Source organism: Delftia acidovorans SPH-1, from assembly GCF_000018665.1.
Taxonomy (GTDB): Bacteria; Pseudomonadota; Gammaproteobacteria; order Burkholderiales; family Burkholderiaceae_C; genus Comamonas; species Comamonas acidovorans.
Map to the genome: position 1 here is coordinate 1,083,628 of NC_010002.1, position 24,833 is coordinate 1,108,460.

A 24,833-nucleotide genomic window follows, 5' to 3' on the forward strand; every position below is an offset into this window, starting at 1 on the left:
CCCGAGGGGGGCCGGCTGCCGCTACTTCAGCCAGCCGCGCTTGCGGAAGTAGAGCATGGGCCCCACGGCGCTGAGCACCATGAGCGCGATGACGTAGACGTAGCCGAACTCCCATTCCAGCTCGGGCATGAAGCGGAAGTTCATGCCGTAGACGCTGGCGATCAGCGTGGGCGGCAGCAGGGCCACGCTGGCCACCGAGAAGATCTTGATGATCTTGTTCTGGTTGATGTTGATGAAGCCGACCGTGGCATCCATCAGGAAGTTGATCTTGTCGAAGAGGAAGGCCGTGTGGCTGTCCAGCGATTCGATGTCGCGCAGGATCTGGCGCGCTTCCTCGAACTGCTCGGCATTGAGCATCTTGGAGCGCATCATGAAGCTGACGGCGCGGCGCGTGTCCATGACGTTGCGGCGGATGCGGCCGTTCAAGTCTTCCTGGCGCGCGATGGCGCCCAGCACCTCGCGGGCCACGTCGTCGGTCACGTCGCCGGACAGCACCATCTGGCTGGCCTTTTCGAGGTCGTCGTAGATGCGCTCCAGCGTGTCGGCCGAGTATTCGGCGTCGGCGTCGAAGAGCTTGAGCAGCACGTCCTTGGCCTCGTCGATCAGGCCCGGCGCGCGGCGTGCGCGCATGCGCAGCAGCCGGAAGACCGGCACGTCCTCGTCGTGGATGGAGAAAAGCACGCCGCAGCTGCGCAGGTTCTTGTTGTGCTCGTTGACGATGAAGGCCACGCGCACCGAACGCGGGTCCTCGTCATCGTCGATCAGGAAGTCGCTGCGGATGTGCAGCTCGCCGTTGTCTTCCTCGTAGAAGCGGGCGGACTCCTCGATGTCGTCGTCCATCGCATCCTCGGGGATGGACAGCTCGTAGTGCTGCTTGATCCAGCGCTTTTCCTCGACCGTGGGCGACTCCAGGTCCACCCAGATCGGCTTGAAGCGGGACAGCTCCTCCAGCGACTCGATCTCTTCTTGAACCAGGCGGCCATTGGCCAGCGTAAAGATGTTGAGCATAGGCTCACTCCAGGTGTTCTTCTCAGGCGTGCGGGGTATCGGAGGTGCTTTCAACCCCACAGGCCAACCGGGAGTTGAAAGCTACCAACTGGGGTAGGTTTCCACGGAGCTTTCTCCAAGATGCAAAGCGTTGGATTATGCAGCGTTGCGCTGCAACATGCGGGCCGGCTGCGCTATTCGGAAGCGGCTCCAGGGGGCATCTGGCGGCCTGTCACAAAAGCCTGCGCATGGCACAGGTCGGCCCAGGCGCCGGCCTTGGCCTGGGGGGCGCGCAGCAGGTAGTTGGGGTCGTAGCTGACCACGGCGGGCACGCCCGCAATGCGGTGCGGCTCGGCACGCAGGCGGCCCAGCGCCTCCTGGCGCTGCAGCACGGCGCGCGCCGTGGCCAGGCCCAGCACCAGCACGCAGGCCGGGCGCAGATCGCGCAGCAGCGCCTCCAGCGATGGCTGCAGCGCCGGGACCTCGGGCGCCTCCTGTCCTTCGGCCGCAGGCTGCACGCGGTGCAGGGCGGCGCTGTACAGGCGCGGATGGTCCTGCAGGTTCAGCGCGCGCAGCATGTTGTCCAGCAGCCGGGCCGCGTCACCTTCCAGCGCGGTGCGCGCGCAGTCGGGGCCGGGGCGCTGGGCGGGTGGCAGGGGCAGCGAGTTGGCGGGCGGCTCCAGCAGGATCAGCCAGCCGCCTTCGCCGCCATCACCGGCAGGCGGGGTTGCCGCATACACGGGCCGTACGGGGCCCAGCCGCCAGCCCAGCCCGGGGGCGCCGGCCACGGGCTGCTGCACGTAGCGGCGCGGCGGGCGTTCGCGTTCGGGAATGACGGGTGCGGGAGAGGCGTGCACGGGTGCGGGAGGCGGTGGCGCCTGGACAGGCACCTGAACGCGTGCGGGCGTTGGCGCGGCGACAGGCGCCGGTGCATCAGGCGCCGGTGCAGCAGGCGCCGGGGAGGGCGCCTCCTGCACGGGCGGCGGCACGGGGCGGGCCACCGGCGGATCTGCCAGGGGCGCCGCTGCAGGCGCATCGGCGGGCGCAGCCAGGGCCTCGGACAGCACGGCGGGTGCGGTCTCAGGCTCGGGCAGCCAGACGGTGATGCCCATGGCGTGCAGCATGGCCCGCTGGCGGGTGTCTAGATTCAGGGCCATAGCTTGAGGCTCATGAGCACGGCATGCTCGCGCGGGCCGTCGTGCATGGGGTAGTAGTTCTTGCGCAGGCCCACCTCCTGGTAGCCATGCGCGGCGTAGATGCTGCGTGCGCGGACATTGCTCTCGCGCACTTCCAGCCAGATCCATTGGGCCTTGCGCTGGCGCGCCCACAGGGCCAGCGCGTCCAGCAGGATGCGGGCCCACCCCTGGCGCTGGCGCGACGGGGCCACGGTGATGTTGAGCAGGTGGACCTCGTCGAGCACGATCATGGCGACGAAGTAGCCCACCAGTTCGCCCCGGGCATCGACCAGCAGCTGCGCTTCATTGCCGGCCGCCATGGCATCGATGAAGTTGCCACGGGACCAGGGATGCGAGTAGGCCTGCTGCTCCACGGGCAGCAGCATGTCGAGCGACAGCACGTTCAGCGGCTCGAAGCGCACGCTGTCCCGCTCCGGCGCCGGAGCGTCGGTCAGGGGCGGCTGCGGCCGCGAGGGCTGTGGCGTGTGCGTGCTCATGGTGCGGGTGGGGTGGCCTCTGGTGTGGGCGTGGCCAGGGCCAGCGCGGCGGCCGCCTTGGCAGCCTCCCGCTCGGCCGTGGTCTGCGCGACTTTATCGCGGATGTAGCGCGGCAGGGCCTGGTCGGCCGGCAAGGCGCGGTCGGCCGCCAGCAGGGCCGGGGCCAGGCGCAGCATGGCGGCGGCGGTGGGCAGGGCGGCCAGGTGGATGGCCTGGGGCGCCAGGCGCTCGCCGTAGGCGGCCAGGGCGTTGCCGGCCACCACGGTGCCGGGCGGCAGTTGCAGGGCCTCGGGCGCGCACAGGCCGAAGTCACCGCTTTGCTCGCCAATGTCGTTCCAGCGGCCGTCGCTCCAGTGGTAGGCGGCGTGGTAGACCTCGTTCATGCGCGCATCGATCACGGCGATGAGGTCGGTGCAGCCGTATTGCATGCGGGCCTGCTCGGCCACGGCCAGGAGGCTGTCCATGGGCAGCACGGGCACGCGGGCGGCAAAGGCCAGCCCCTGGGCCACGGAGCAGGCCGTGCGCAGGCCCGTGAACGAGCCCGGACCCCGGCCGAAGACGATGGCCTGCAGCTCGGCGAATTCCAGGCCGGCCTGGGCCATCAGCGCCAGGATGGCGGGGATCAGCTCGGTCGAGGTCTGCGGACCGCCGGGGCCGCTGTGCTCCCAGACGGCATCGCCGTGCTGCACGGCGATGGAGAGGGTGTCGGTACTGGTGTCTAGGGCAAGAAGATTCATGGCTTGGGGCAGGCGGCGGTGCCGCAGCAAGTGCAGGATTATCGGTGCCCCGCCCGTCCCGCGCCCGGCAGGGCTGCAATGACCGGCGTAGACTTGCCGGCCATGTTGCATCTTTCGACGTCTTCTTCCCTTATTTCCTCGATTTCCTCCGCCTTCTCACTCGGAACGCCGCGTTCACGCCAGTGCCTGGCGGCCGCGCTGCTGGCGGCGTCTGTCCTGCCCGGCGTGGCAAGCGCCCAGGCAGATGCGCCCACCTCGCCGGCCTCGCTGTCCACCAAGACTGCACGCGAAAGCCGGCTGCCCCCGGCCGTGGAGGCGGCGCTTGCGCGCGCCAAGCTGCCGCGCGACGCGGTCTCGGCCCTGGTGGTCGAGGTCGATGGCCGAGCCGCCCCGCGCCTGGACTGGCAAAGCCACGTGGCCATGAACCCCGCCTCGGTCATGAAGCTGGTCACCACCTATGCGGCGCTGGACCAGCTGGGTCCCGCACATGTCTGGCGCACGCCCGTCTTCCTGGGCGGGCCGGTGCAGGACGGCGTGCTGCGCGGGCCGCTGTACATCCAGGGCCAGGGCGATCCCAAACTCGTGATGGAGCGACTGTGGCTGATGCTGCGCCGCCTGCAGGGCATGGGCATCAAGGTCATCGTGGGCGACATCGTGCTGGACCGCAGCGCGTTTTCCGTGAGCGGCCATGACGCGGCCACCTTCGACAACGAACCCTGGCGCCCCTACAACGTGGCGCCCGACGCGCTGCTGGTCAACTACAAGGCCGTGACCGTGGGCTTCACGCCCGACGCGGCGGCGGGCGTGGCGCGGCTGCAATACGATCCGCCGCTGGCCGGCATCCAGCAGCAGGAAACCGTGCCGCTGGCGCCGGCCGGCAGCGAATGCGGCGACTGGCGCGCCCGTCTGCAGCTGGACATGACCGACCCGCTGCGCATCGCCTTTGCCGGCCCGTTCCCGGCCAGCTGCGGCGACAAGAGCTGGTCGCTGGCGCCGGCCCAGCCCGAGGCCTTCGCGGCCCGCGCCATCGAGGGCATGTGGCGCGAGCTGGGCGGCAAGCTCACCGGCACCGTGCACGACGGCCGCGTGCCGGCCGGGCTGCAGCCAGCGTTCCAGAGCGAATCGCCCTCGCTGGCCGAGGTGGTGCGCGACATCAACAAGTACAGCAACAACGTCATGGCCCAGCAGGTGTTCCTGACCATGGGCATGCAGCGCACGGGCGTGGCCAGCTTCGAGTCCTCGCGCCAGGCCCTGGGCCAGTGGTGGCAGGCGCGCTGGGGCGCGGCCGAGCAGCCCGTGGCCGACAACGGCGCCGGCCTGAGCCGCGAGGCGCGCATCACCGCCTCGGGTCTGGGCCGCTTGCTGCAGCAGGCCTGGGCCTCGCCGGTGATGCCGGAGTTCGTGGCCTCCATGCCCATCGTCGGCGTGGATGGCACGCTGCGCCGCAGCCTCAGCCGGGCCCAGGGCATGGCGCATCTGAAGACCGGCACGCTGCGCGATGCTTCGGCCCTGGCCGGCTATGTGGACGGGGCCAGCGGCCGCCGCTACGTGCTGGTGGCCATGGCCAACCACGCCAACGCCCCGGCCGCGCGCGCGGCCTGGGATGCGCTGGTGGACTGGACGGCGCGCGACCGCTGACCGAGCGCCTTCGCGTCTTGTGCAGGGCCTGCTTTCGCAGGCCCTTTTTCATTGTTTTTCCAGCAAGGACGTTGTCCTACCCACGGGCGATGCGGCGGTCCTTATCGTCTGTTCGCCCGCGTGCGAATTGCCTTGTCGGCGTGCGATTCCTATCCGTAGTTGCCCGGTGTCGCCAATGCGCAAGTGTCGTTACGATGGCTTTAGCAAAAAAGCACGGTCGTGCTATTCATAACACTTCACGGAGATTCCATCTTGGCAAATCGTTATCGAATCCTCGCGGCCGCTCTGGCCACGGCCGGCCTGCTGGCCGCATGCGGCGGCGGCAGCGGCGCTGACACCACCCCCCGCGCCAAGATCACCTCCGTCAAGGTGATGGGCGACAGCCTCTCCGACAGCGGCACCTTCGGCTACAAGTTCACCGTGCAGAACGCCACGCTGACGGGCGCCGGCTCCAACCAGGTCTGGGCCGAGCGCGTGGCGGGCCTGTACAACATCTCCCTGTGCCCGCGTTTCAACGGCACGGCCTTCACGCCCAACACGGCCTGCAACAACTACGCCGTGGGCGGTGGCCGCATCAACTACACCAGCGCGCCCACTGCGCCCATCTCCATCACGCAGCAGATCCTGCTGGCCGGCGCGGCAGGCTTCACGGCCGATGACCTGGCGGTGATCGACGGCGGCGCCAATGACGCGGCCGACGTGGTCGGCGCCTTCCTGGCCGCCTCCAGGGACCAGGGTGCGAGCTTCAAGGCACTGCTGTCCACCAAGATCGACGCGGCCACGCTGGGCGCGCTGCTGCAGCAGGGCCAGGCCGGCATGGCCCAGGCCGGTGGCCTGTACATGCAGAACCTGGCCAAGGGCTTTGTCTCCAGCATCCAGACCAATGTGCTGGGCAAGGGCGCCACGCGCGTGGCCATCCTCAACGTGCCCGCCATCACGCTGACGCCGCGCTTCCAGCTGGTGCTGCAGTCCGTGGCCCAGCAGCAGGGCTCGGCCGCCGCCGCGCAGCTGGAGACCGTGTTCGACGGCTGGGTCAAGGCCTTCAACCAGCAGGTCGCGGCCGGTTTCACGGGTGAGAGCCGCGTGGCCATCATCGACTTCTACAGCGAGTTCCGCCAGCAGATGGCCGACCCCGCCCAGTACGCGTACACCAACGTGAAAAAGCCGGCCTGCCCGGCCACCGGCGTGGGCGCCGACGGCCTGCCCACCTACAGCTTCCCGACCTGCACCGAGGCCGCGCTGTCCGCCTCCATTCCCGTGGGCGAGACCAGCGCCAACTGGTGGAAGAGCTATGCCTTTGCCGACAGCTTCCACCCCACGCCCTACGGCCACCAGCAAATGAGCCAGCTGGCCTCCCGCACCCTGGCCCGCGCCGGCTGGCTGTGATAGCAGACACGCAGCACGAGGAGACACATCCATGAAGACATTCCTGCGTATCACCGCCGCCGTGGCCATGGCCACGGCCTGCATGGCCGCCACCGCCCAGTCCGCCGGCACCTGGAGCGTGCGCCTGGGCGCCACGCGCATCGATCCCCAGACCAGCAGCGGCTGGCTGAGCACGCCCAGCTTCCCCGACACCCGCGTGGACGTGAAGGCCAACAGCCAGCTCACGGGCGGCGTGACCTACATGGTCACCAACAACTGGGCCATCGACGTGCCCGTGGGCCTGCCGTTCAAGCACGACTTCGTGGGCGATGGCGCCATCTCCGGCACGGGCAAGCTCGGCCGCACCAAGGTGCTGCCCGCCACCGTGTTCGCGCAGTACCGCTTCGGCGAGGCCAACTCCGCCTTCCGCCCCTACCTGGGCCTGGGCGTGACCTATGCCAAGTTCTTCGGCGAGCGCACCACGGCCTCCCTCAACGGCCTGACCGGCGGCACCCTGGCCAACCCCACCACGGCCTCGGTGGACAGCAAGTGGGGCCTGACGCCGCAGATCGGCTTCGTCTACAGCTTCAACGAGCGCTGGTTCCTGGACGTGGCCTACTACAAGAGCTTCCTGAAGACCACGGCACACCTGTCCTCGGGCCAGAGCGTGTCGCTCAAGCTCAATCCCAACGTCTACGCCATCGGCATCGGATACCGCTTCTGACAGGTCGCAGTCCCCAAAGAAAAACCAGCCCGCGGGCTGGTTTTTTCATGGAGCGGGCCTGCGCCTACTTGGCCGTGGGCATCACGAATTCCGCGCCCTTGGGCGTGCTCTCGGGCCAGCGCTGCATGATGCTCTTTTGGCGGGTGTAGAAGCGCACGCCTTCCTCGCCGTAGGCATGCATGTCGCCGAACAGGCTGCGCTTCCAGCCGCCGAAGCCGTGCCAGGCCATGGGAACGGGAATCGGCACGTTGATGCCGACCATGCCGACCTCGATGCGGCGGCCGAACTCGCGCGCCACATTGCCGTCGCGTGTGAAGCAGGCCACGCCGTTGCCGAACTCATGGTCGTTGACCAGCTGCACGGCCTCGGCGAAGTCCTTGGCGCGCACCACGGCCAGTACGGGGCCGAAGATCTCTTCCTTGTAGATGCGCATGTCGGGCGTGACATGGTCGAACAGCGTGCCGCCCAGCCAGAAGCCGCCCGAGGTGTCGGTGCCCGTGGCGGCGCCGGCCGCCTTGCCGTTGAAGCCCCGGCCATCGACCAGCAACTGCGCGCCTTCCTTGACGCCCAGGTCGATGTAGCCGCTGATGCGATCGTGTGCGGCGCGGGTCACGATGGGGCCCATTTCCGCGGCCAGGTCCTCGCCGTCCAGCACCTTCAGGGCCTTGGTGCGCTCGATCAGGCGCGGCAGCAGCTGGTCGGCCACGTCGCCCACCAGCACGGCCACACTGATGGCCATGCAGCGCTCGCCGGCCGAGCCGTAGCCGGCGCCGATCAGTGCGTCCACGGCCTGTTCGATATCGGCGTCGGGCATGACCACCATGTGGTTCTTGGCGCCGCCCAGGGCCTGCACGCGCTTGCCGTGGCGGGCGCCCGTCTCGTAGATGTAGTTGGCAATGGGCGTGGAGCCGACAAAGCTCACGGCCTTCACCTGGGGATGCTCGATCAGCGCATCCACGGCTTCCTTGTCGCCCTGGACCACGTTGAACACGCCGTCGGGCAGGCCGGCCTGCTTGAGCAGGTCGGCGATCAGCAGCGAGGGCGTGGGATCGATGGGGCTGGGCTTGAGCACGAAGGTGTTGCCCGCCGCAATGGCCACCGGGAACATCCACATCGGCACCATCACGGGGAAGTTGAACGGCGTCACGCCCGCCACCACGCCCAGCGGCTGGCGCAGCGTCCAGTTGTCGATGCCGGTGGAGACCTGGTCGGTGAAATCGCCCTTGAGCAGCTGCGGGATGCCGCAGGCGAACTCCACGATGTCGATGCCGCGGCTGACCTCGCCCTGCGCATCGGTGAAGACCTTGCCGTGCTCGGCCGTGATGGCGTGGGCCAGTTCGTCCTTGTGCTGGTTGAGCAGCTCGAGGAAGCGAAACATCACGCGCGCCCGGCGCAGCGGCGGCGTGTCGGCCCACTTGGGGAAGGCCGCCTGGGCGGCCGCCACGGCGGCATCGACATCGGCGCGCGAGGCCAGGGCCACGCGGCCCGTGACCTGGCCGGTGGCCGGGTTGGTCACGTCCTGCTCGCGGCCGCTGGCACCTGCCGTGCGCTGGCCGTTGACGTAATGGACGATGGAAGCGAAGGAGGTGTTTGCGGTGTTCATGCCAGCCAGTCTAGGAGTGCGCCTTCGGCCTGCCTAGGCGCTGCGCTTGAATTGATTGTTCATTTTGCTGAACAATCTCTGCATGGCAAATGAAAAACCCGATGCCAAGGCCGAGGCCTTGTGGAGCCACCTGCACTGGCTGGTCGTGCTGGAGCAGCAAGGCAGCTTCACCTCGGCCGCCGCGCGCCTGGGCGTGAGCAAGGCGGCCATGAGCCAGCGCGTGGCCGAGCTGGAGCGCGCGGCCGGCGTGGCCCTGGTCACACGCACCACGCGCAGCGTGCGCCTGACCGAAGCGGGCCAGCGCCTGGTGGACGAGACGCGCGGCGCCTTCGAGCACATCGCCGACAGCTTTGCGGGCGTGCGCGACCTGGCTGCCGAGCCGCGCGGCCTGCTGCGCGTGACCGCGCCCGTGGCCTTCTCGCGCCAGCAGCTCATGCCCCGGCTGCCGGCCTTCCTGCGCGCCCATCCGCAGATCCGGCTGGAGCTGGACCTGTCTGACCACCTGCGCTCGCTGGCGATGGAGGGCTTCGACATCGCCGTGCGCCATGCCTCCACCCCGCCCGAAACCCATGTGGCCTGGGCGCTGGCGCCCACGCGCTCGCTGCTGGTGGCCAGCACGGACTACCTGGCCGCGCACGGCACCCCGGCCACCCCGCAGGACCTGGCCGCGCACCAGTGCCTGCACTACCCGCGCACCCAGGGCGCCATGGCCTGGAGCTTCGTGCCCGCCTATGCCGGTGCGTACGCCGGTGCGGACGCCAGTGCAGACGCAGTACGCACCGTCGTGCCCGTGGCCGGCGGTTTTGCCGCCAACAACAGCGAAATGCTGCGCGATGCCGCCATGGCAGGCCTGGGCATCGCCCTGGTGCCCGACTTCAGCGCCCAGTCGGGCCTGGCCTCCGGCCACCTGCGCGAGGTGCTGCCCGGCTGGCGGCCCGTCGACGCCTTCGGCGAACAGCTGTTCGCCATCCGCCCCTACGCCAGCCACGTGCCGCGCGCGGTGGCGGTGTTCGTGGAGTTCCTGCGGGCGTCGTTTGCGGCAGGGTTCATTCGGTGAAGGCTGCTGCCCCTCAGGCCTTGATCCCCAGCTTGTCCACCAATTGCTTGAACACCGCGTTGTCGCGGTCGATCACGGCCTTGAATTCGGGCTGGTCCAGGTAGCCCTCGCCCATGTTCTGCTTGGCCATGGTTTCGCGCAGGACGGGGTCCTTGAGGGTCAGGGCCATGGCCTTGCGCAGGGTCTGGACCACGGCGTCGGGCGTGTTGCGGGGCACGGCCAGGCCTCGCCAGCCGCCGATGAGCAGGTCGATGCCGCGCTCCTTGAGCGTGGGCACGGCTTCCCAGCCGGCCTGTATGCGCTGCTCGGCCATGATGGCCAGCGGGCGGATCTTGCCGGCCGCCACATAGGTGGCCACCTCCACGGGCGTGACGGCCACGGCCTCGATGTGGCCGCCCAGCAGGTCGAGCACGGCAGGGTTGGCGCCGCGGTAGGGCGCGTGGTTGAACTTCACGCCCGCCTTGTCCTGCAGCGCGGCGGCGGCCAGGTGGCCCAGCGAGCCCGGGCCGGCGTTGCCGATGCGCACCGCTGCCTCGTCCTTGCGCGCGGCGGCGATCAGTTCCTCGATGCTGCGATAGGGCGAGTCGGCACGCACGGCGATGGTGGCGGGGTCGGCGTTCAGGCGGGCCACGGGCAGCACGGCGTCGGAGCTGATCTTGGTCAGTCCCATGTGCGGGATCATGGTCAGCTCGACGGTGATGATGCCGATCTTGTAGCCGTCCGGCCTGGCATTGGCCAGCTCGGTCCAGCCCACGGCGCCGCTGGCGCCTGCGCGGTTGAGCACGATCAGGTCCTGCGGCAGGTGCTTGCGCGCCACCTCGGCCAGCGCGCGTGCCAGCACGTCGGTGCCGCCGCCAGCGGCAAAGGGCACGATGAGTTCAATGGGGCGCTGGGGCCAGGCGCCGGCCGGTGCCTGCGCAATGGCGGGCAGGACCGGCGTTGCGGCCAGGGCGGTCAGCGAGTGGATGAATTGGCGGCGGGATGCGAGGGTCATGGCTTGTCTCCGGGATCTTTTTTATGTGGCGATGTCTGCGCTTCAATCCATTTTGATGTTGGCGGCCTTGATCACGCCGCTCCACAGTGCCTGTTCCGAGCGCACGAAGCCTGCGAACTGCTGCGGCGTCATCTCCATGGGCTGTATGCCGATCTCTTCGAGCTTGGCACGCGTTTCGGGGTGGCGCAGGGCGGTGGCCAGGCTTTTGTTCAGGCGCTCGGTGAGCGCGGGGCTCAGGTGGGCGGGGCCGACGAAGCCCTGCCAGGCATAGGCTTCGAAGCCGGGCACGCCGGCTTCGGCCATGGTGGGCACGTCGGGCAGGATGGGCAGGCGCTGGGGCGTGGCCACGGCCAGCACGCGCAGCTTGCCCGCGCGGATGGCCGAGATGCTGGGCGGCAGGTCCACGAACATGGACTGGATCTGGCCGGCCATGAGGTCCTGCAGCGCCGGGGCCGAGCCCTTGTAGGCCACGTGCAGGATCTGGGTGCCCGTGCGCTGCTTGAACAGCTCCAGCGCCACGTGCAGCGGCGAGCCCGGCCCCGACGAGGCCGAGGAGATGCCGCCCGGCTCCTTGCGCGCCATGGCCAGGAATTCCTGCACGTTCTTCGCAGGGAAGGACGGATGCACGGCCAGCACCAGCGGCATGCGGCCCAGGCCGCCGATGTAGCTGAAGTCCTTGCCCGCGTCATAGCTCAGGCGCGCATACATGGCGGGGTTGAAGGCCAGCGTGCCCGAGTCGGCCGTGCCCAGCGTGTAGCCATCGGCCGGGGCGCGTGCGATCAGCGTGGCGCCGATGATGCTGGCCGCGCCGGGACGGTTGTCCACCACCACGGGCTGGCCCAGGTCCTTGCCCATCTGCACGGCCAGCTGGCGCGCGATCACGTCGGTGGTGCCGCCCGGTGCGTAGGGCACCACCCATTTGACGGGCTGGGTGGGCCAGGCTGGCGCACTCTGGGAGGACGGGGCTGGGGCGGATTGCGCCTGGGCGGTGCCCATGCCCAGCGTCAGCAGGGCGCAGGAAAGCCAGGCCTGGCGGTGCAGGGCCATTGGGTTGAACAGCATTTTTTGTCTCCGGTGGTTTTTATAGGTGTCTGTTGCGCCGTGCGTCAGCGCGGCCGCAGCATCCATTCGTGCGCGGGGTCGTTGCGGAAGGCCCAGCGCCGCTCGGGCCCGGCCATGGTGTTGAGGTAGTAGAGGTCGTAGCCGTGCGGGGCCACGCAGGGGTGGTAGCCGCGCGGCACCATCACGGTGTCGCGGTGCTCCACCGCCATGGCCTGGTCGATGCTGCGGTCATCGGTGTAGACGCGCTGGAAGGCAAAGCCCTGGCTGGGGTTGAGCAGGTGGAAGTAGGTCTCCTCCAGCACGGTCTCGGCGTCCGGCGCGGCGGGGTCGGCGCTGTCGTGCTTGTGCGGCGGATAGCTGGACGAGTTGCCTGCGGGCGTGATGACCTCGACCACCAGCAGGGATTCGGCCGCCTCGGTCTCGGGCAGGATGTCGCAGACATGGCGCGTGTTGCTGCCCTGGCCGCGCACGCTGCGGCGCATGCTTTCGGGCGCGATCACGCGCGTGGCATGGCGGCCCGTGGCGGGTGCGGCGCTCAAGGCAACGTCGGCCGGGCCGCGCGCCGTGATGCGCAGGCTTTGGCCGGGCGGCACGTAGACGGCCGTGGGCGCACTCTCCTCGAACACGCTGGCGCGGCTGCCCAGGGCGCTGAACGCCTGGCTGCCGACCTGCACGTCCACCTGGCCGGTGAGCACGGTGATGCAGTATTCGAGCGGGCCGGTGGACAGCTCCTCCTGCTCGCCCGCCTGCAGCCTCAGGGCCTTGAAGTGGATGTGCTTCCAGCCCGCGCTGGCGGGCGTGATGTCGGTGACGACGCGGCCGGGCGCGGCCTTGACGAGAAGGCTCATGCCGCGGCTCCTTCGGTGATGTCCTGGCGCGCGTCCACGCGGCTGGCATCCCAGCCCGCGATCAGCGCGCGGAAGTTGGCTGCGACGGCATCGCGCAGCGCGGCGTCGTCCAGCTCGTTGCGCAGCCACTGCAGCGCGGGTCCGGCCCAGACGCTGCGGCCGATCATGAAACCCTTGACCACGGGCGCCCGCGCCTGGGCAAAGCCCTGCACCAGTTGCTCCACGGGCTGGGACAGGCCCAGGATCACGGCGCCCCGGCACCAGGGGTCGCGTTCGTTCACCAGGGCGTCCAGCGCCTCCCAGTTCTCGCGCGCCATGGTGCCGACCTTCCACCATTCGGGCTTGAGGCCCAGGTCGTAGAAGTGGCGTATGGCGCGCAGCACGGCCTCGCCCCGGTCGTCGGGCGCCAGCGCGTCCTTTGGCGGGATCACTTCCAGCAGCAGCTCATGGCCGCTGGCGCGCGTGGCGGTCCAGACCTGCTGCAGCCAGGCTTCCTGCTCGGCGCGCAGTGCGGGCGTGTCGTCGGGGTGGTAGAAGACCAGGCATTTGACGGTATGGCTTTGCGGCCAGTGCAGCAGCTCGGAAGCCAGCGAGTCCGTGCCGTCAAAGCGCAGCGGGCGCGAGCCCGGCAGCTCGATGGGCCGGCCTATCCACCAGCCGCGTCCCGTGGCGTCGTGCAGCGCGGCCTCGCCCAGGTCGTGCCGGCCGTCGATCAGCACGCCCATGCGGCCCGCATTGCCCGGGTCGCGCTCGACCTGGGCGACCACCTCGTTGATCAGCCGCTTGAGCGGGCGCAGCCGCGCGGGCGCTGCGCCGGCCTCGCGCGCCAGATCGTCGAACTGGCTGCGGTGGTCATAGGCCAGCACGCACAGCGCGGGCCACTGCGGCCGCGCGCGGCTGACGCGGTGCAGGTGGGACAGCTCAGGGTCCTGGTCGGGACGCGGATGGCGGTGGCCCGAGAACCAGTGCGCCAACTCGGCCTGCGTGGGCATGGCCGGCGCGCAGCCATGGCGCGAAACCACGATGGCGCCGCAGGCGTTGGCAATCGCCGCAGATGCCTCCAGGCTCTTGCCGCGCAGCAGCCCGGACAGCAGGCCCGAGGCAAAGGCATCGCCCGCGCCCAGCACATTGAGCACCTCCACGCGCTCGCCCAGCACCGTGGGCGCATCGGCGATCGCATCGGGCACCTCGCCCTCGATCAGCGAGCAGCCCAGCGGCCCGCGCTTGACCACGAAGACGGCGCGGCTGCATTCGCGCACGCGGCGCAGGCTGGCGATCAGGTCGCCCTCCACGCCGCCGGCGATCAGCCATTCCTCCTCGGTGCCGATGATGAGTTCGAACTGGCCCAGCTCGGCCTGCAGCCTGCGGCTGACCTCGGCGCTGGCCACATAGCGCGTCTCGCCGTCGCCCCGTCCGGCCAGGCCCCACAGCACGGGCCGGTAGTCGATGTCCAGCACGCGCACCAGGCCGTGGCGGCCTGCCATCTCCAGTGCCTTGCGGCTGGCGGCCAGCACGCCGGGTGCGCTCAGGTGGGTGCCCGTGATGGCCAGGCAGCGGCAGCTGGCCAGGAACGCCTCGCTGATGGCCTCGGCGTCCAGGGCCATGTCGGCGCAATTCTCGCGGGCGAAGAGCAGGGGGAATGTCTCCTGGTCCTTGATGCCCAGCAGCACCATGCCGGTCAGGCGCTGGGCATCGACCTGCACTTGGCTGGTGTCGCAGCCCTCGCGGCGCAGCGTCTCGACCAGGAAGCGGCCATTTTGTTCATCGCCCACGCGCGAAATCATGGCCGAGCGCAGCCCCAGGCGCGCCGTGCCGAAAGCCATGTTGCCGGAGGAGCCGCCCAGGTACTTGGCAAAGCTGCTGGCCTCCTCCAGGCTGCAGCCGATCTGCTGCGCGTAAAGGTCCACGGCCAGTCGGCCCAGGCAGGCCACGTCCAGCGGCCGGTCGGAGGGAAAGTTCAGCATGCTCATCGTCATAGGCCTGTGCGTTGCGGACACCCGCGTGCGGGCCTGTCCATAATCGTTGCGTGCATGCGATCATAGATCGAAATAGAAAAAGTTTTCCATATATATGAAAAATAGAAAAACCCTTGGCGATGCAGGCGCCCCCTCGCTGGCCGGCCCCTACGCCGACCGCGCCGCCTTCCTCACCGTGCTGCGCGAAGGCTTCGAGGCCCTGAGCCGCCAGCTCAAGGCCATCGGCCGCCATGTGGAAATGCAGGGCGATCGCCTGGCCTTCGACGGCATCCAGGCCACGGCCGAGCAATGTGGCGTGCAGCCTTCGGCCGTGGTGCGCTTTGCCAAGCATTTCGGGTTCTCGGGGTACTCGGAACTGCAGGCGCTGTTCCGCGCCGATGCGGCGCGCCAGCTCTCGGCCCAGCATGACTACCAGGACCGCATCCGGGGCCTGATCGCCTCGGGCAACGAGCCACGCAGCAGCGCGCGCCTGGCGCACGAGGTCATCGAAGGCAGCATCGAAAGCCTGCAGGCCCTGCAGCGCGGCCTGCCGCCCGAGCAGTTCGAGGCGGCGGTGGACCTCATGCTGGATGCCCCCTCGCTGTGGCTGGCCGCCTCGCGCCGGGCCTTCCCCGTGGGCGCCTATTTGGCCTATGCGCTGCAGCACACCGAAAAGCCCGTGCACTGGCTGCACGGCCTGGGCGCCATGCAAAAGGGCGAGCTGCGCGCGCTGGCGCCCGGCGACGTGATGCTGGCCGTCTCCTTCGAGCCCTATGCGCCCGAAACGCTGGAGGTGGTGGACGCGGCCCTGGCACGCGGCGCGCGCCTGCTGGCGCTGACCGACAGCCAGCTCAGCCCCCTGGCATCCCGCGCCACCGTCACCCTGCTGGCCCAGGACGCAGCCACCTTCGGCTTTCGCTCCCTGACCAGCACGCTGACCCTGGCGCAGTCGCTGTTCCTGGCGCTGGCCTACCGGATGGAGCTGGCGTACGAGCCTTCGGTGAAGAGGTCCTAGGCGGCAGCGTTCCGCCCAGGGCCGCTTTGTGGGGGTTCACCAATGCGCAGGCTTGCTGGCTGGTTTTTTCCGCGTCTGCACGTTCAGCGGCAACTGCGACTGCGCCAGCTCGTCGTCCCTGATGTGATGGCGAACCCAGTGCGCCAACGCCGTCAAGCGCTTGTTGGGCACTTTGCCGTCTGCTGCGGTCCTGTCGCGCAATGGCATGACCAGCCCCAGCCTGGCGGCGGGCACGTCCTCGCGCAGCATGCGCAGTGCGGGTTCCACGTCACTGTCGTTGGAGCAGATCACCAGCTGGTCGCATTCGCCACGTACTGCATCACGGTAGGCGTGCAGCGCAAGGTTCACGTCGGTCTGCTTTTCTTCGATCATCCAGACGCGCGACACGTTGTTCTTGCTCGGGTTGGCGCCCGCTTGGTAGCTTGGCAGGGATGTGGGTTCGAAGACGTGGAAGCCGTTGACGATCTGGATCAGGCCAGGGTCTCGTGCCTGAAGGGCGCGAAGATACTGGGTCTGTGCCTGGACCGATGCCTCGCCATGCCGGGCGTACGAGGCTTTGACGGGGGCCGTGAAGTACTTGATGGCGACAACCTCTGCGCCAGGGTCTTGCGGCAGCAGGATGCGATCACGAAACAGCGCAGCAATGTCCAGCCACTTGTACGGCGTGCCCTTGAGCCGCGAGTAGTAGAGGTTGTAGCCGTCGATGTAGATGGTTGTTCTGGTCAATGTCCAAGCCACCAATGAAAAGACCACCTTGCGGTGGCCTTTTCGCCCTAAGCCTGAGCCAACTGAATGACACCGCGAAGGGATTGTGTAGCGCGATTCTACCAACTCCTGCCATTCAAAGGCCTGGAACGGCACCTGTTCCTGCGCCGCACGCCGTTGGACAGGTGCGCGGGTTGATGCCCGATGCGGCACTGCAGTCCCGGGGGGACCTCTTCTATCCCGCAGCCGCCGCGCGCAGCAGCCGGTCGCGCACGCCTTCCCAGTCCGGCGTGTCGGGCGGGGTCTCGATCCAGATCAGCCTGGCGCCGACTTCATCGAAGTCGCGCAGGGCACCGAACAGCTCGCGCGCGGTGGCGGCGGCGTCGGCGGGCATGGCGCGCAGCGTGACGGCGCGCGAGGCGGTGCGCAGTGGTGTGCGGTGGTAGACGGCCAGGTTCCTGGCGTCGGCGCCCAGCACGTCCAGCCCGGCCTGCAGCTGCCTGGCGTCCATGAGGCGCACCTGGGCGTTGGGCGCGTAGTGGGCCAGCAGGGTGCCGGAGGCGCGTGGCGTGTTCTCCTGCAGCTCTTCCTTGGACAGGGGGCGCTGGCCGCAGGCGCGCTCGATATCGTCGCGCGTGATGGCGCCGGGGCGCAGCAGCACGGGCACGCCGCGCGTGCAGTCCACGATGGTCGATTCAATTCCCACTTCGCAGGCGCCGCCGTCCAGCACCAGCAGCGTGTCGCCGAACTCGTCGGCCACATGGGCTGCCGTGGTGGGGCTGACGCGGCCGAACTTGTTGGCGCTGGGCGCCGACACGCCCCAGACGGGCGGCTGCAGCTGCCGGCAGGCGGCCAGCACGGCATGGGCGACGGGATGGGAAGGGCAGCGCAGGCCCACGCTGTCCTGGCCGCCGGTCGAGGCCCGGGCGGCCTGGGGCAGGCGCGGCAGGATCAGGGTCAGCGGGCCGGGCCAGAAGGCGTCGATCAGCTGCTGCGCGAACAGCGGCACTTCACGTGCGTAGCGCGTGATGGCGCCGCTGTCGGCCACATGGACGATGAGCGGATGGTTGGGCGGCCTGCCCTTGGCGGTGAAGATCTGCGCGACGGCCGCGTCGTTGTCGGCGTCGGCCGCGAGGCCATAGACGGTTTCCGTGGGCAGACCCAGCAGTTCGCCGCGCTGCAGCGCCTGTGCGGCGGCCTGGACAGAGGCCGCCAGCGTTCCATCAAGAATCATCGCGCGGGCCTTCAGAACGGCTCTAGCCCTAAGATGGCGGCGGCCTGCAGGGCGGTGGAGCGCACGGCCTCGGGCGAGGGGCCGGTGACGTTCAGGTGGCCCATCTTGCGGCCGCGCTTGGCGTCGTGCTTGCCGTACAGGTGCAGGTGGCAGCCGGGCAGGGCCAGGACCTGGTCCCAGGCCGGCGCCTTGGCCTGTTCGCCGTCCTTGAACCACAGGTCGCCCAGCAGGTTCAGCATGATGGACGGGCTGTGCTGGCGCGGCTGCGTCAGCGGCAGGCCGGTCATGCAGCGCACCTGCAGCTCGAACTGCGAGACATCGCATGCGTTCTGGCTGTAGTGGCCGCTGTTGTGCGGGCGCGGCGCGATCTCGTTGACCACGAGCATGCCGTCCTGCAGCACGAAGAATTCGACGCAGAGCACACCCACGTAGTCCAGGCCGTCGGCCACGGAACGTGCGGCGGCCAGCGCCTGCTCGACCTGGGCCTGCGGCAGGTTGCCTTCGTAGACCTCGGTGACGGATAGGATGCCTTCGCGGTGCAGGTTGCGCTGCACGGGCAGGTTGACCATGGAGCCGTCACGGCCGCGCGCCACGATGACCGAGCATTCATGGGCCAGCGGCAGCATTTTTTCCAGCACGCAGGCCACGCGGCCCAGTTGCTCCCAGGCGGTGGCCAGCTCGGCGGCGTTCTTCACGCGCACCTGGCCCTTGCCGTCGTAGCCCATGCGCGCGGTCTTGAGGATGCCGGGCAGCAGGCTGGCGTGCACGGCCGCCAGCTGGGCGGGCGTCTCGATCACCGCATAGGGCGCGCAGGGCACGCCGCAGCGCACGAAGTGGGCCTTCTCCTGGGCGCGGTCCTGGGCAATGGCCACGGAGGAGCCGGCCGGCGAGACCGGCCGCTGGGCGGCCAGCAGGTTCAGCGCCGCGGCGGGAACGTTCTCGAATTCGGTGGTGACGGCGGCCGACAGGCGCGCCAGTTCGGCCAGGCCCTGCGGGTCTTCGTAGCCGGTACGGATGTGGTGGTGGCTGACCAGGCCGGCAGGGCTGGTCGGGTCGGCGTCGAGCACGGCCGTGAAATAGCCCATGGCCTGGGCCGATTGCACGAACATGCGGCCCAGCTGGCCGCCACCCAGCACGCCCAGCGTGGCGCCCGGCAGGATCACATCTGCGCTCATACGGCCACCGGGGGAAGCGTCATCGCGCGCGCTGCGGCGGTCTGCTCGGCGCGGAAGGCTTCGAGCCTGGTGCGCAGGGCCGGGTCCTCATTGGCCAGCAGGGCCACGGCGAACAGGGCCGCATTGGCCGCACCGGCCGCGCCGATGGCAAAGGTGGCCACGGGCACGCCCTTGGGCATCTGCACGATGGAGTGCAGCGAGTCCACTCCCTGCAGGTGGCGGCTGGCCACCGGCACGCCGAGCACGGGCACCACGGTCTTGGCGGCAATCATGCCGGGCAGGTGGGCAGCGCCCCCCGCACCCGCGATGATGGCCTTCAGGCCACGGCCGGCAGCGGCCTCGGCGTAGGCGAACATGTCGTCGGGCATGCGGTGGGCCGAGACGACCTGGGCTTCATGGGCGATGCCAAATTGCTGAAGAATGGCAACTGCGTGCTGCATGGTCTCCCAGTCGCTGCTGGAGCCCATGACCACACCGATCTGGATGGAGTTCATGTCGTGAGGGCGCCTGCGGCCCGGCCTAGTGGAACCCGCGATTTTACTTTTTTAGTCCTAATTCGCGTAATCCATGCGCCAAATCACCGCACAGCCGTGTGCTGCTCGCGCGCAAAACCCAGCACGCGCTGGCGAAACACATGGGCCAGCCAGGCCAGGGCCAGCCCCACCTGCGCGGCCAGCGACAGCCACATTCCGCTGGTGACGGGCTTTGTCAGGCCGGCTGCCAGCGGCTGGGCCAGCACGGCGGCATCGGCCCCGGCCAGGCCAAAGGCCAGCAACGGCAGCACGATGTTGACCAGCAGCCAGGTGACGGCAAACGCGGCCAGCGGTGACTTGATGCGCCCGGCCAGCAGGGAAAAGCCCGTGGCCAGCGCGGCATCGCGCAGCAACTGCGCCGTGGCCAGCGCCGCCAGTTGGGCCGCGCCCGGCACGATGGGCTGGCCGCCCGCAGGCCACAGCAGCCACAGCGCGCAGGCCAGCACGGCCAGCAGCCAGCTCACGGGCCACAGCGGCAGCGCTTCGAGCGCGCCACGCCAGCGCCCCTGCAGCACGCACCACTGCACCTGGCGCCAGCTGCGCAGGCCCTCGTCCATGCCGTGCAGGCAGACATAGGCCGTGCCCGCCAGCGCCAGCCCGGTGGTCCATGCGAAGAAGGAGGCCGGGCCGGGGCCCTGCAACTGCATCGCATCGAGGTGCATGCCTCCAAAGGCCAGGCCCGCCACGCACAGGCCCAGCGGCCAGGCCCAGGGCAGGGTGCGCACATCCAGCCGCGTGCACAGCAGCCGCCACAGGGCCAGCAGGCCCAGCCCCAGCGCGATGGCGCCGAACAGGTAGATGGCGCCGCGCCCGTGCAGCGGCACGGACCACCACAGCACAGGGCGGCCTTCCTCGCGGCCCAACTGCTCGGTCAGCCGGCCCAGGATGGGGCCGGGCAGCACCATCACGAACAGCAGCGGCACGAGCACGAAGCGGATGCGGCGCGCGGGCTGCTCCTTCGGCCCCCAGCCCATGAGCACGGAGTGCATGCTCCAGGCCTGCAGGGCCAGGCCCCACAGCACGGCCTGCAGCACGGCGTGCACGCCCCAGGCCAGCCCGCCCGGCTGGCCCGTCGAGGTGGCCAGCACGGCCAGCGCGCACCACAGCATGTACAGCCAGGCCGGCAGCGGGGCGCCCAGCAGCTTGCCCCAGGCCATCTGCCAGGGCGTCAGGGCCGACAGGCGCTGCCAGTCCCAGGTGTGCTGGTGCGCCTCTTCGTTGAGGCCGCGCCCGGCCAGCACGCTGCCCAGGCCGGCCGCGGCGATCCACATGCCGATCAGGGCGGCGACCAGCAGGGCATGCAGGCGGTCTTCGGGCTGGACCAGGACCATTGGCGTTGCCAGCAGCAAGGCGGTGAGCAGCAGGCTCCAGCCCAGTTGGGCGGGCCGCCAGTTGAGCCAGAGCTGGCGCTGGAATTCGGGGTTGTGCGTCATGGCTGCTCCGCAGGGCTGAGGGGGGCTGCGGCCTGCAGGCCGCGTGCGTAGCGGTCCTGCAGGCGCTCGCGCACAGGCGCCAGGCTGGCCACGGGCAGGCCGGCGCCAACCAGGCGTGCCAGCAGGTCGGCGCGTTCGCGTGGCGGCGTGGGCAGCCACAGCTGCAGATGCACCAGGCCCTGGTCATCGGGCGGCGGCACGGGGGTGTCGGGAACGACCTGGTGCAGTTGCCGCGCCAGCGACCCGGCCGAGGCGCCCGGGGGCGGTGCCAGCTCCAGCGCGTACAGCGCCAGCGGCACATCGCCGCCGGCGGCAGGTGCCTTGATGCCGCCGTGCAGGGCCTCGTGGCTTTCCACGCGTCCGCCGCGCAGGCTCAGGATGTGGGTGCAGTACTCGTCGAGTTCGCTGAGGATGTGGCTGGAGACGATCAGGGTCATGCCCTGGGCCTGCAGCGCCCGCATCAGCTGCGACAGGCTGGCGCGGGCCTCGGGGTCCAGGCCGCTGGCCGGCTCGTCCAGCAGCAGCACGCGCGGCTGGTGGACGATGGCCTGGCCGATGGCCACGCGCTGGCGCTGGCCGCGAGACAGCTCGGTGGGCAGGCGCTCCAGCAGATCGGCCAGGCCCAGCTGCCCGGCCACGTGCGCCACGCGCTGCGGTGCCTCGGACGGGAGCACGCCCATGGACAGGGCCGCGTACTGCAGGCAGCGCCGCACGCTCAGGCGGTCATAGAGGCCGAAGAAATCCGACAGATAGCCCAGGTGCCGGTGCACTTCGCGGGGCTGCTCCTGCACGGCAATGCCATGCACCTCGACCTGCCCCGACAGCGGCTGGTCCAGCCCGGCGATGCAGCGCATCAGCGTGGATTTGCCGGCGCCGTTGGGTCCCACCAGGGCCGTGACGGTGCCTGCGGCGATATGGACGCTGACGCCATCGAGCGCGCGGTGGCCGGGGTACTCGAACACCAGCTGCGAAACCTTGATCAAGGCGAGCCCTCCCTCATTGCGTTGATGGCAGGCCGCAATGGCGGCACAGCGCGCCAATATAGCCCAGCGCTGCCGCGCCGCGCCCTCGGCCGGGCGGCTTGAAATGCGCGCAGCCTGCTCCCATCTGGGGTGGCTGCCGCCCAGGGCGTTCACGCCCTGGGCCTTGGAATTGCTGGAGAATCACACGGTCCGCATCGGAGGCATTCGGCCGCCGAACTCCGAACCGCCACAGTCCGCGCGCCCTGGCCGCGCGCCTTGCCACAGGGTCTGATCACATGATTGATGTCACCATTGAGAATTTCGAAGCCGAAGTCGTCGCCGCCTCCATGCAGGTGCCGGTGCTCGTCGACTTCTGGGCGCCCTGGTGCGGCCCGTGCAAGACGCTGGGCCCCATCCTGGAAAAGCTCGAAGTGGCCTACGAGGGCCGCTTCAAGCTGGTCAAGATCGACTCCGACCAGGAGCAGCAACTGGCCGGCATGTTCGGCATCCGCTCCATCCCGACCTGCATTCTGATGATGGGCGGCCGCCCCGTGGACGGCTTCATGGGCGCCCAGCCCGAAGGCAAGCTGCGCGAGTTCCTTGACAAGCACCTGCCCTCCGAAGGCGAGCTGGCCGCCGAGGCCGAAGCCGACGAGGCCCACCAGTTGCTGGAAGCCGGTGACACCCAGGCCGCCCTGCAAAAGCTGGCCGACGCCCTGGCCGCCGACCCCGCCAACGACGATGCGCGCTTCGACTACGTGCGCCTGCTGATCGCCACGGGCGGCTACGAAGAGGCCGGCGCCCTGCTGGCCGAGCCGCTCAAGCGCATTCCCCAGGCCACGCGCTTCGAGGCGCTCAACCAGTGGCTGCAGTGCATGCTGTTCGTGCACAACGACGAGCGTGGCAACTGGGAGTTTGCGCAGTTCGACGCCGTCATCGCGCAGAACAAGCGCGACTTCGACACCCGCTTCGGCAAGGCCCGGGCTCTGGCCGCCGAAGGCCAATGGGCAGCCAGCATGGACGAACTGCTGGAAATCATCATGCGCGACAAGGATTGGAACGGCCAGGCCGCGCGCAAGCTCTACGTGGGCATCCTGGAGCTGCTCACGCCCCCGAAGCCCAAGAAGCAGGACGCCATCCCCGGCAAGAGCAGCGGCGGCATCGAGTTGCTGGGCAAGGCTGGCGCCGAGCAGGACGAAGCCACGCAACTGGTCAACAGCTACCGCCGCAAGCTCAGCATGGCGCTGAACTGAGATCGGCGCTGCACGGGTGAAGAGACGGGGGAGCCTTGCGGCTCCCCTTTTTCATGGCGAGGGCTCAGGGTGCAACCGGTTCCTCGGCCTCATGCGCGCGGTGCAGCAACTGCACGAAGCCGGGCGCATCGGGCAGATGCACATCGGCCAGGCGCCTGACCGGAATGCCCGGGGACCACGAATTCATCACCACGGCGCCGGCCAGGGGTGGCAGGTCGGCCAGGGTCAGCACGGCCTGGCGCTGCGCCACGCCCAGGCGCTGCAACTGGCGCCGCAGCATGGACTCGGTCGTGCCCGGCAGCACCTGGGCGCGCGGCCAGACCACGGCATCTCCATCCCAGAAAGCCAGGTTCCAGATGGTGGCCTCGCCAATGCGGCCGTGGCGGTCGGCAAAGGCGGCGTCGTCAAAGCCCTGGGCCACGGCGCGGCGCAGCAGATGCGTCTTGGCCACCTCGCCCACATGCTTGAGGTGGGGCAGCATGCGCTCATGCTCGAACAGCGCCAGGCTCAAGGGCCCGGCGGGGCCCGAGGCGGGTGCCGAGGTGCGCACCAGCATGCGCGGCCGCGCATCGGCGGCCGTGAATTCCCCGGCAGGCGAGTACACCGTGGCGGTCAGCGACACATCCTGCGGGCCGTCGGCAAGCGCCGCCCGCAGCTGTGCCTGGACATGGTCATCGGACAAGGCCTGGCCGTACAGCTCCAGCGAGGCCTGGCGCAGGCGCTGCAGATGCAGGTCCAGCCCGCGCAGCCTGCCGTCGCGCACCTGCATGGCCGTGAAATGGGCATGGCCGGCAAAGGCCAGGGCGGCGAGCTCGGCCGCCGTAGCGGGCTGCCCATCGATAAGGCTGGTGAAGAAAGAGGCGGTTTCCATGGGTTCATCCATCAAGTTTTCTTGATTTTTCGATGGCGGTCCCAAAAGAGGAAGCAAGTAGTATTCGGCGCTTCATCAAGAAAAATTTGAAGATCCATGCGCCAGCTTCCACCCGGCACGCGCGCCCTGCGCAGCTTCGAGGCCGCAGGGCGCCACCTGAACTTCACGCGCGCGGCCGACGAACTGGGGCTGACCCCGGCGGCGGTCAGCCACCAGATCAAGGAGATGGAGGAACAGCTGGGCCTCGTCCTCTTCACGCGCAACAGCCGCAGCATGCAGCTCACGCCCGCAGGCAGCGTGCTGCTGGAGGCCACGGCCGAGGCGCTGGGCCTGCTGCGGCGCGCCACGGGCCGGGCGCGCCAGCTGGCCCGGGGCGAGACGCGGCTGCGCCTGTCGCTGGGCGCGCGCTTTGCCACGCAGTGGCTGCTGCCCCGGCTGCCGCGCTTTCGCGCCGCGCATCCGCAGATCGAACTGAGCTTCGACATCTGCGACGAGGTTCGCGACTTCGACGCCGATGACATCGACGCCGCCATCCGCTTCGGCACCGGCCGTGATCCGCACACCCTGGCGGTGCGCCTGTTCGATGCCAGGGTGATCCCCGTCTGCAGCCCGGCCCTGCTGCAGTCCGGCCCGCCGCTGGCCCGGCCCGTTGACCTGCTGGCGCACACGCTGTGCCATGTCGATTGCAGGGTGGACGGCCAGGTCTGGCCGAACTGGCCGATGTGGATGGCGGCGGCCGGCGTGGAGGGCCTGGACGCAGGCCGCTGCATCGCCTTCACCGACTCCAGCCACGTCGTGCAGGCCGTGCTGGACGGCGGCGCCGTGGGCCTGGTCGAGCAGGACCTGGTGGCCGAAGACCTGGCCCGCGGCCGCCTGGTGCGCCTGTTCGACATCGCCGTGGGCCTGGGCCCGGCCTACGCCTACCACCTGCTTTACCCCCAACGCAGCCAGGGCCAGCCGGCCATCGAGGCGCTGCGTGCGTGGGTGCTGCGGGAGGCCGGGCTGTAGCG

The 24,833-nt window shown here is 69.6% G+C and carries 23 protein-coding genes; 7 read left to right on the top strand and 16 right to left on the bottom strand.

Annotated elements, in window-relative coordinates:
• Positions 1–21 precede the first annotated feature (21 nt).
• From corA to tsaB, 4 genes are all read right to left on the bottom strand, one after another.
• Positions 22–1,008 carry a magnesium/cobalt transporter CorA gene (gene corA / locus DACI_RS04945; RefSeq protein WP_012202905.1) on the bottom strand — a complete coding sequence of 329 codons (987 nt, stop codon included), beginning with the start codon at positions 1,006–1,008 and terminating at the stop codon, positions 22–24.
• Between the two features lie 173 nt (positions 1,009–1,181).
• Positions 1,182–2,144 (bottom strand): uracil-DNA glycosylase family protein, encoded by a 963-nt coding sequence (locus DACI_RS04950; protein ID WP_012202906.1) that lies wholly within the window; start codon positions 2,142–2,144, stop codon positions 1,182–1,184.
• The gene (gene rimI, locus DACI_RS04955) at positions 2,135–2,659 is read right to left on the bottom strand and encodes a ribosomal protein S18-alanine N-acetyltransferase (protein WP_013804496.1); all 525 of its coding nucleotides are present in this window, start codon (positions 2,657–2,659) and stop codon (positions 2,135–2,137) included. The genes DACI_RS04950 and rimI overlap by 10 nt, the downstream gene beginning before the upstream one ends.
• Positions 2,656–3,396 (bottom strand): tRNA (adenosine(37)-N6)-threonylcarbamoyltransferase complex dimerization subunit type 1 TsaB, encoded by a 741-nt coding sequence (gene tsaB, locus DACI_RS04960; protein WP_043783177.1) that lies wholly within the window; start codon positions 3,394–3,396, stop codon positions 2,656–2,658. The genes rimI and tsaB overlap by 4 nt, the downstream gene beginning before the upstream one ends.
• 102 nt (positions 3,397–3,498) lie before the next feature.
• Here tsaB and dacB point away from each other — a divergent pair, with 102 nt between their 5' ends.
• From dacB to DACI_RS04975, 3 genes are all read left to right on the top strand, one after another.
• Positions 3,499–5,034: a D-alanyl-D-alanine carboxypeptidase/D-alanyl-D-alanine endopeptidase gene (gene dacB, locus DACI_RS04965; RefSeq protein WP_225971040.1), complete on the top strand. Its 1,536-nt coding sequence runs from the start codon at positions 3,499–3,501 to the stop codon at positions 5,032–5,034.
• Between the two features lie 252 nt (positions 5,035–5,286).
• Positions 5,287–6,420 (top strand): SGNH/GDSL hydrolase family protein, encoded by a 1,134-nt coding sequence (locus tag DACI_RS04970; protein ID WP_012202910.1) that lies wholly within the window; start codon positions 5,287–5,289, stop codon positions 6,418–6,420.
• Positions 6,421–6,451: 31 nt separating this feature from the next.
• The gene (locus tag DACI_RS04975; protein WP_012202911.1) at positions 6,452–7,123 is read left to right on the top strand and encodes an OmpW/AlkL family protein; all 672 of its coding nucleotides are present in this window, start codon (positions 6,452–6,454) and stop codon (positions 7,121–7,123) included.
• A gap of 64 nt (positions 7,124–7,187) precedes the next feature.
• Here the strand turns inward: DACI_RS04975 and DACI_RS04980 are convergent, their stop codons facing one another.
• Complete coding sequence (locus DACI_RS04980) at positions 7,188–8,726, bottom strand: CoA-acylating methylmalonate-semialdehyde dehydrogenase (RefSeq protein WP_012202912.1); 1,539 nt, start codon at positions 8,724–8,726, stop codon at positions 7,188–7,190.
• Between the two features lie 82 nt (positions 8,727–8,808).
• Between DACI_RS04980 and DACI_RS04985 the strand changes: the two genes are divergently transcribed.
• Positions 8,809–9,783 carry a LysR family transcriptional regulator gene (locus DACI_RS04985; RefSeq protein WP_012202913.1) on the top strand — a complete coding sequence of 325 codons (975 nt, stop codon included), beginning with the start codon at positions 8,809–8,811 and terminating at the stop codon, positions 9,781–9,783.
• 13 nt (positions 9,784–9,796) lie between these two features.
• Here the strand turns inward: DACI_RS04985 and DACI_RS04990 are convergent, their stop codons facing one another.
• The 4 genes from DACI_RS04990 to DACI_RS05005 are packed head-to-tail and all read right to left on the bottom strand — an operon-like array spanning position 9,797 to position 14,657.
• On the bottom strand, positions 9,797–10,777 hold the full coding sequence (locus tag DACI_RS04990; RefSeq protein ID WP_012202914.1) for a Bug family tripartite tricarboxylate transporter substrate binding protein: 981 nt from the start codon (positions 10,775–10,777) through the stop codon (positions 9,797–9,799).
• Between the two features lie 42 nt (positions 10,778–10,819).
• Entirely contained in the window at positions 10,820–11,839 is a 1,020-nt protein-coding gene (locus DACI_RS04995) for a Bug family tripartite tricarboxylate transporter substrate binding protein (protein ID WP_012202915.1), read from the bottom strand.
• A 44-nt stretch (positions 11,840–11,883) separates the two neighbouring features.
• On the bottom strand, positions 11,884–12,687 hold the full coding sequence (gene iolB / locus DACI_RS05000) for a 5-deoxy-glucuronate isomerase (protein ID WP_012202916.1): 804 nt from the start codon (positions 12,685–12,687) through the stop codon (positions 11,884–11,886).
• Positions 12,684–14,657, bottom strand: a complete 1,974-nt coding sequence (locus DACI_RS05005) for a bifunctional 5-dehydro-2-deoxygluconokinase/5-dehydro-2-deoxyphosphogluconate aldolase (protein ID WP_043780668.1) — start codon at positions 14,655–14,657, stop codon at positions 12,684–12,686. Before DACI_RS05005 ends, iolB begins: the two co-directional genes overlap by 4 nt.
• 100 nt (positions 14,658–14,757) lie before the next feature.
• Here DACI_RS05005 and DACI_RS05010 point away from each other — a divergent pair, with 100 nt between their 5' ends.
• Positions 14,758–15,657, top strand: a complete 900-nt coding sequence (locus DACI_RS05010; RefSeq protein ID WP_012202918.1) for a MurR/RpiR family transcriptional regulator — start codon at positions 14,758–14,760, stop codon at positions 15,655–15,657.
• Between the two features lie 36 nt (positions 15,658–15,693).
• On the opposite strand, the gene DACI_RS05015 is transcribed toward DACI_RS05010, so the two are convergent.
• The 6 genes from DACI_RS05015 to DACI_RS05040 all read right to left on the bottom strand — a co-directional run bounded on the left by DACI_RS05015 (position 15,694) and on the right by DACI_RS05040 (position 21,720).
• Positions 15,694–16,383, bottom strand: a complete 690-nt coding sequence (locus tag DACI_RS05015) for an NYN domain-containing protein (protein ID WP_225971041.1) — start codon at positions 16,381–16,383, stop codon at positions 15,694–15,696.
• Positions 16,384–16,597: 214 nt separating this feature from the next.
• Positions 16,598–17,596 carry an L-threonylcarbamoyladenylate synthase gene (locus DACI_RS05020; protein ID WP_012202920.1) on the bottom strand — a complete coding sequence of 333 codons (999 nt, stop codon included), beginning with the start codon at positions 17,594–17,596 and terminating at the stop codon, positions 16,598–16,600.
• Positions 17,597–17,607: 11 nt separating this feature from the next.
• Positions 17,608–18,771 carry a 5-(carboxyamino)imidazole ribonucleotide synthase gene (locus DACI_RS05025; RefSeq protein ID WP_012202921.1) on the bottom strand — a complete coding sequence of 388 codons (1,164 nt, stop codon included), beginning with the start codon at positions 18,769–18,771 and terminating at the stop codon, positions 17,608–17,610.
• The gene (purE, locus tag DACI_RS05030) at positions 18,768–19,265 is read right to left on the bottom strand and encodes a 5-(carboxyamino)imidazole ribonucleotide mutase (RefSeq protein ID WP_012202922.1); all 498 of its coding nucleotides are present in this window, start codon (positions 19,263–19,265) and stop codon (positions 18,768–18,770) included. Before purE ends, DACI_RS05025 begins: the two co-directional genes overlap by 4 nt.
• An 83-nt stretch (positions 19,266–19,348) precedes the next feature.
• Positions 19,349–20,737 carry a hypothetical protein gene (locus DACI_RS05035; protein WP_012202923.1) on the bottom strand — a complete coding sequence of 463 codons (1,389 nt, stop codon included), beginning with the start codon at positions 20,735–20,737 and terminating at the stop codon, positions 19,349–19,351.
• Complete coding sequence (locus DACI_RS05040) at positions 20,734–21,720, bottom strand: ABC transporter ATP-binding protein (protein WP_012202924.1); 987 nt, start codon at positions 21,718–21,720, stop codon at positions 20,734–20,736. Before DACI_RS05040 ends, DACI_RS05035 begins: the two co-directional genes overlap by 4 nt.
• A 275-nt stretch (positions 21,721–21,995) precedes the next feature.
• Between DACI_RS05040 and trxA the strand changes: the two genes are divergently transcribed.
• Positions 21,996–22,952 (top strand): thioredoxin, encoded by a 957-nt coding sequence (gene trxA, locus DACI_RS05045; protein ID WP_012202925.1) that lies wholly within the window; start codon positions 21,996–21,998, stop codon positions 22,950–22,952.
• Positions 22,953–23,016: 64 nt separating this feature from the next.
• Here the strand turns inward: trxA and DACI_RS05050 are convergent, their stop codons facing one another.
• Positions 23,017–23,823: an aminotransferase class IV family protein gene (locus tag DACI_RS05050; protein WP_043783180.1), complete on the bottom strand. Its 807-nt coding sequence runs from the start codon at positions 23,821–23,823 to the stop codon at positions 23,017–23,019.
• Between the two features lie 96 nt (positions 23,824–23,919).
• On the opposite strand from DACI_RS05050, the gene DACI_RS05055 reads away from it, so the two are divergent.
• A complete protein-coding gene (locus DACI_RS05055; protein WP_012202927.1) occupies positions 23,920–24,831 on the top strand; it encodes a LysR substrate-binding domain-containing protein in 912 nt (303 codons plus the stop codon).
• The last annotated feature ends 2 nt before the right edge of the window (positions 24,832–24,833 follow it).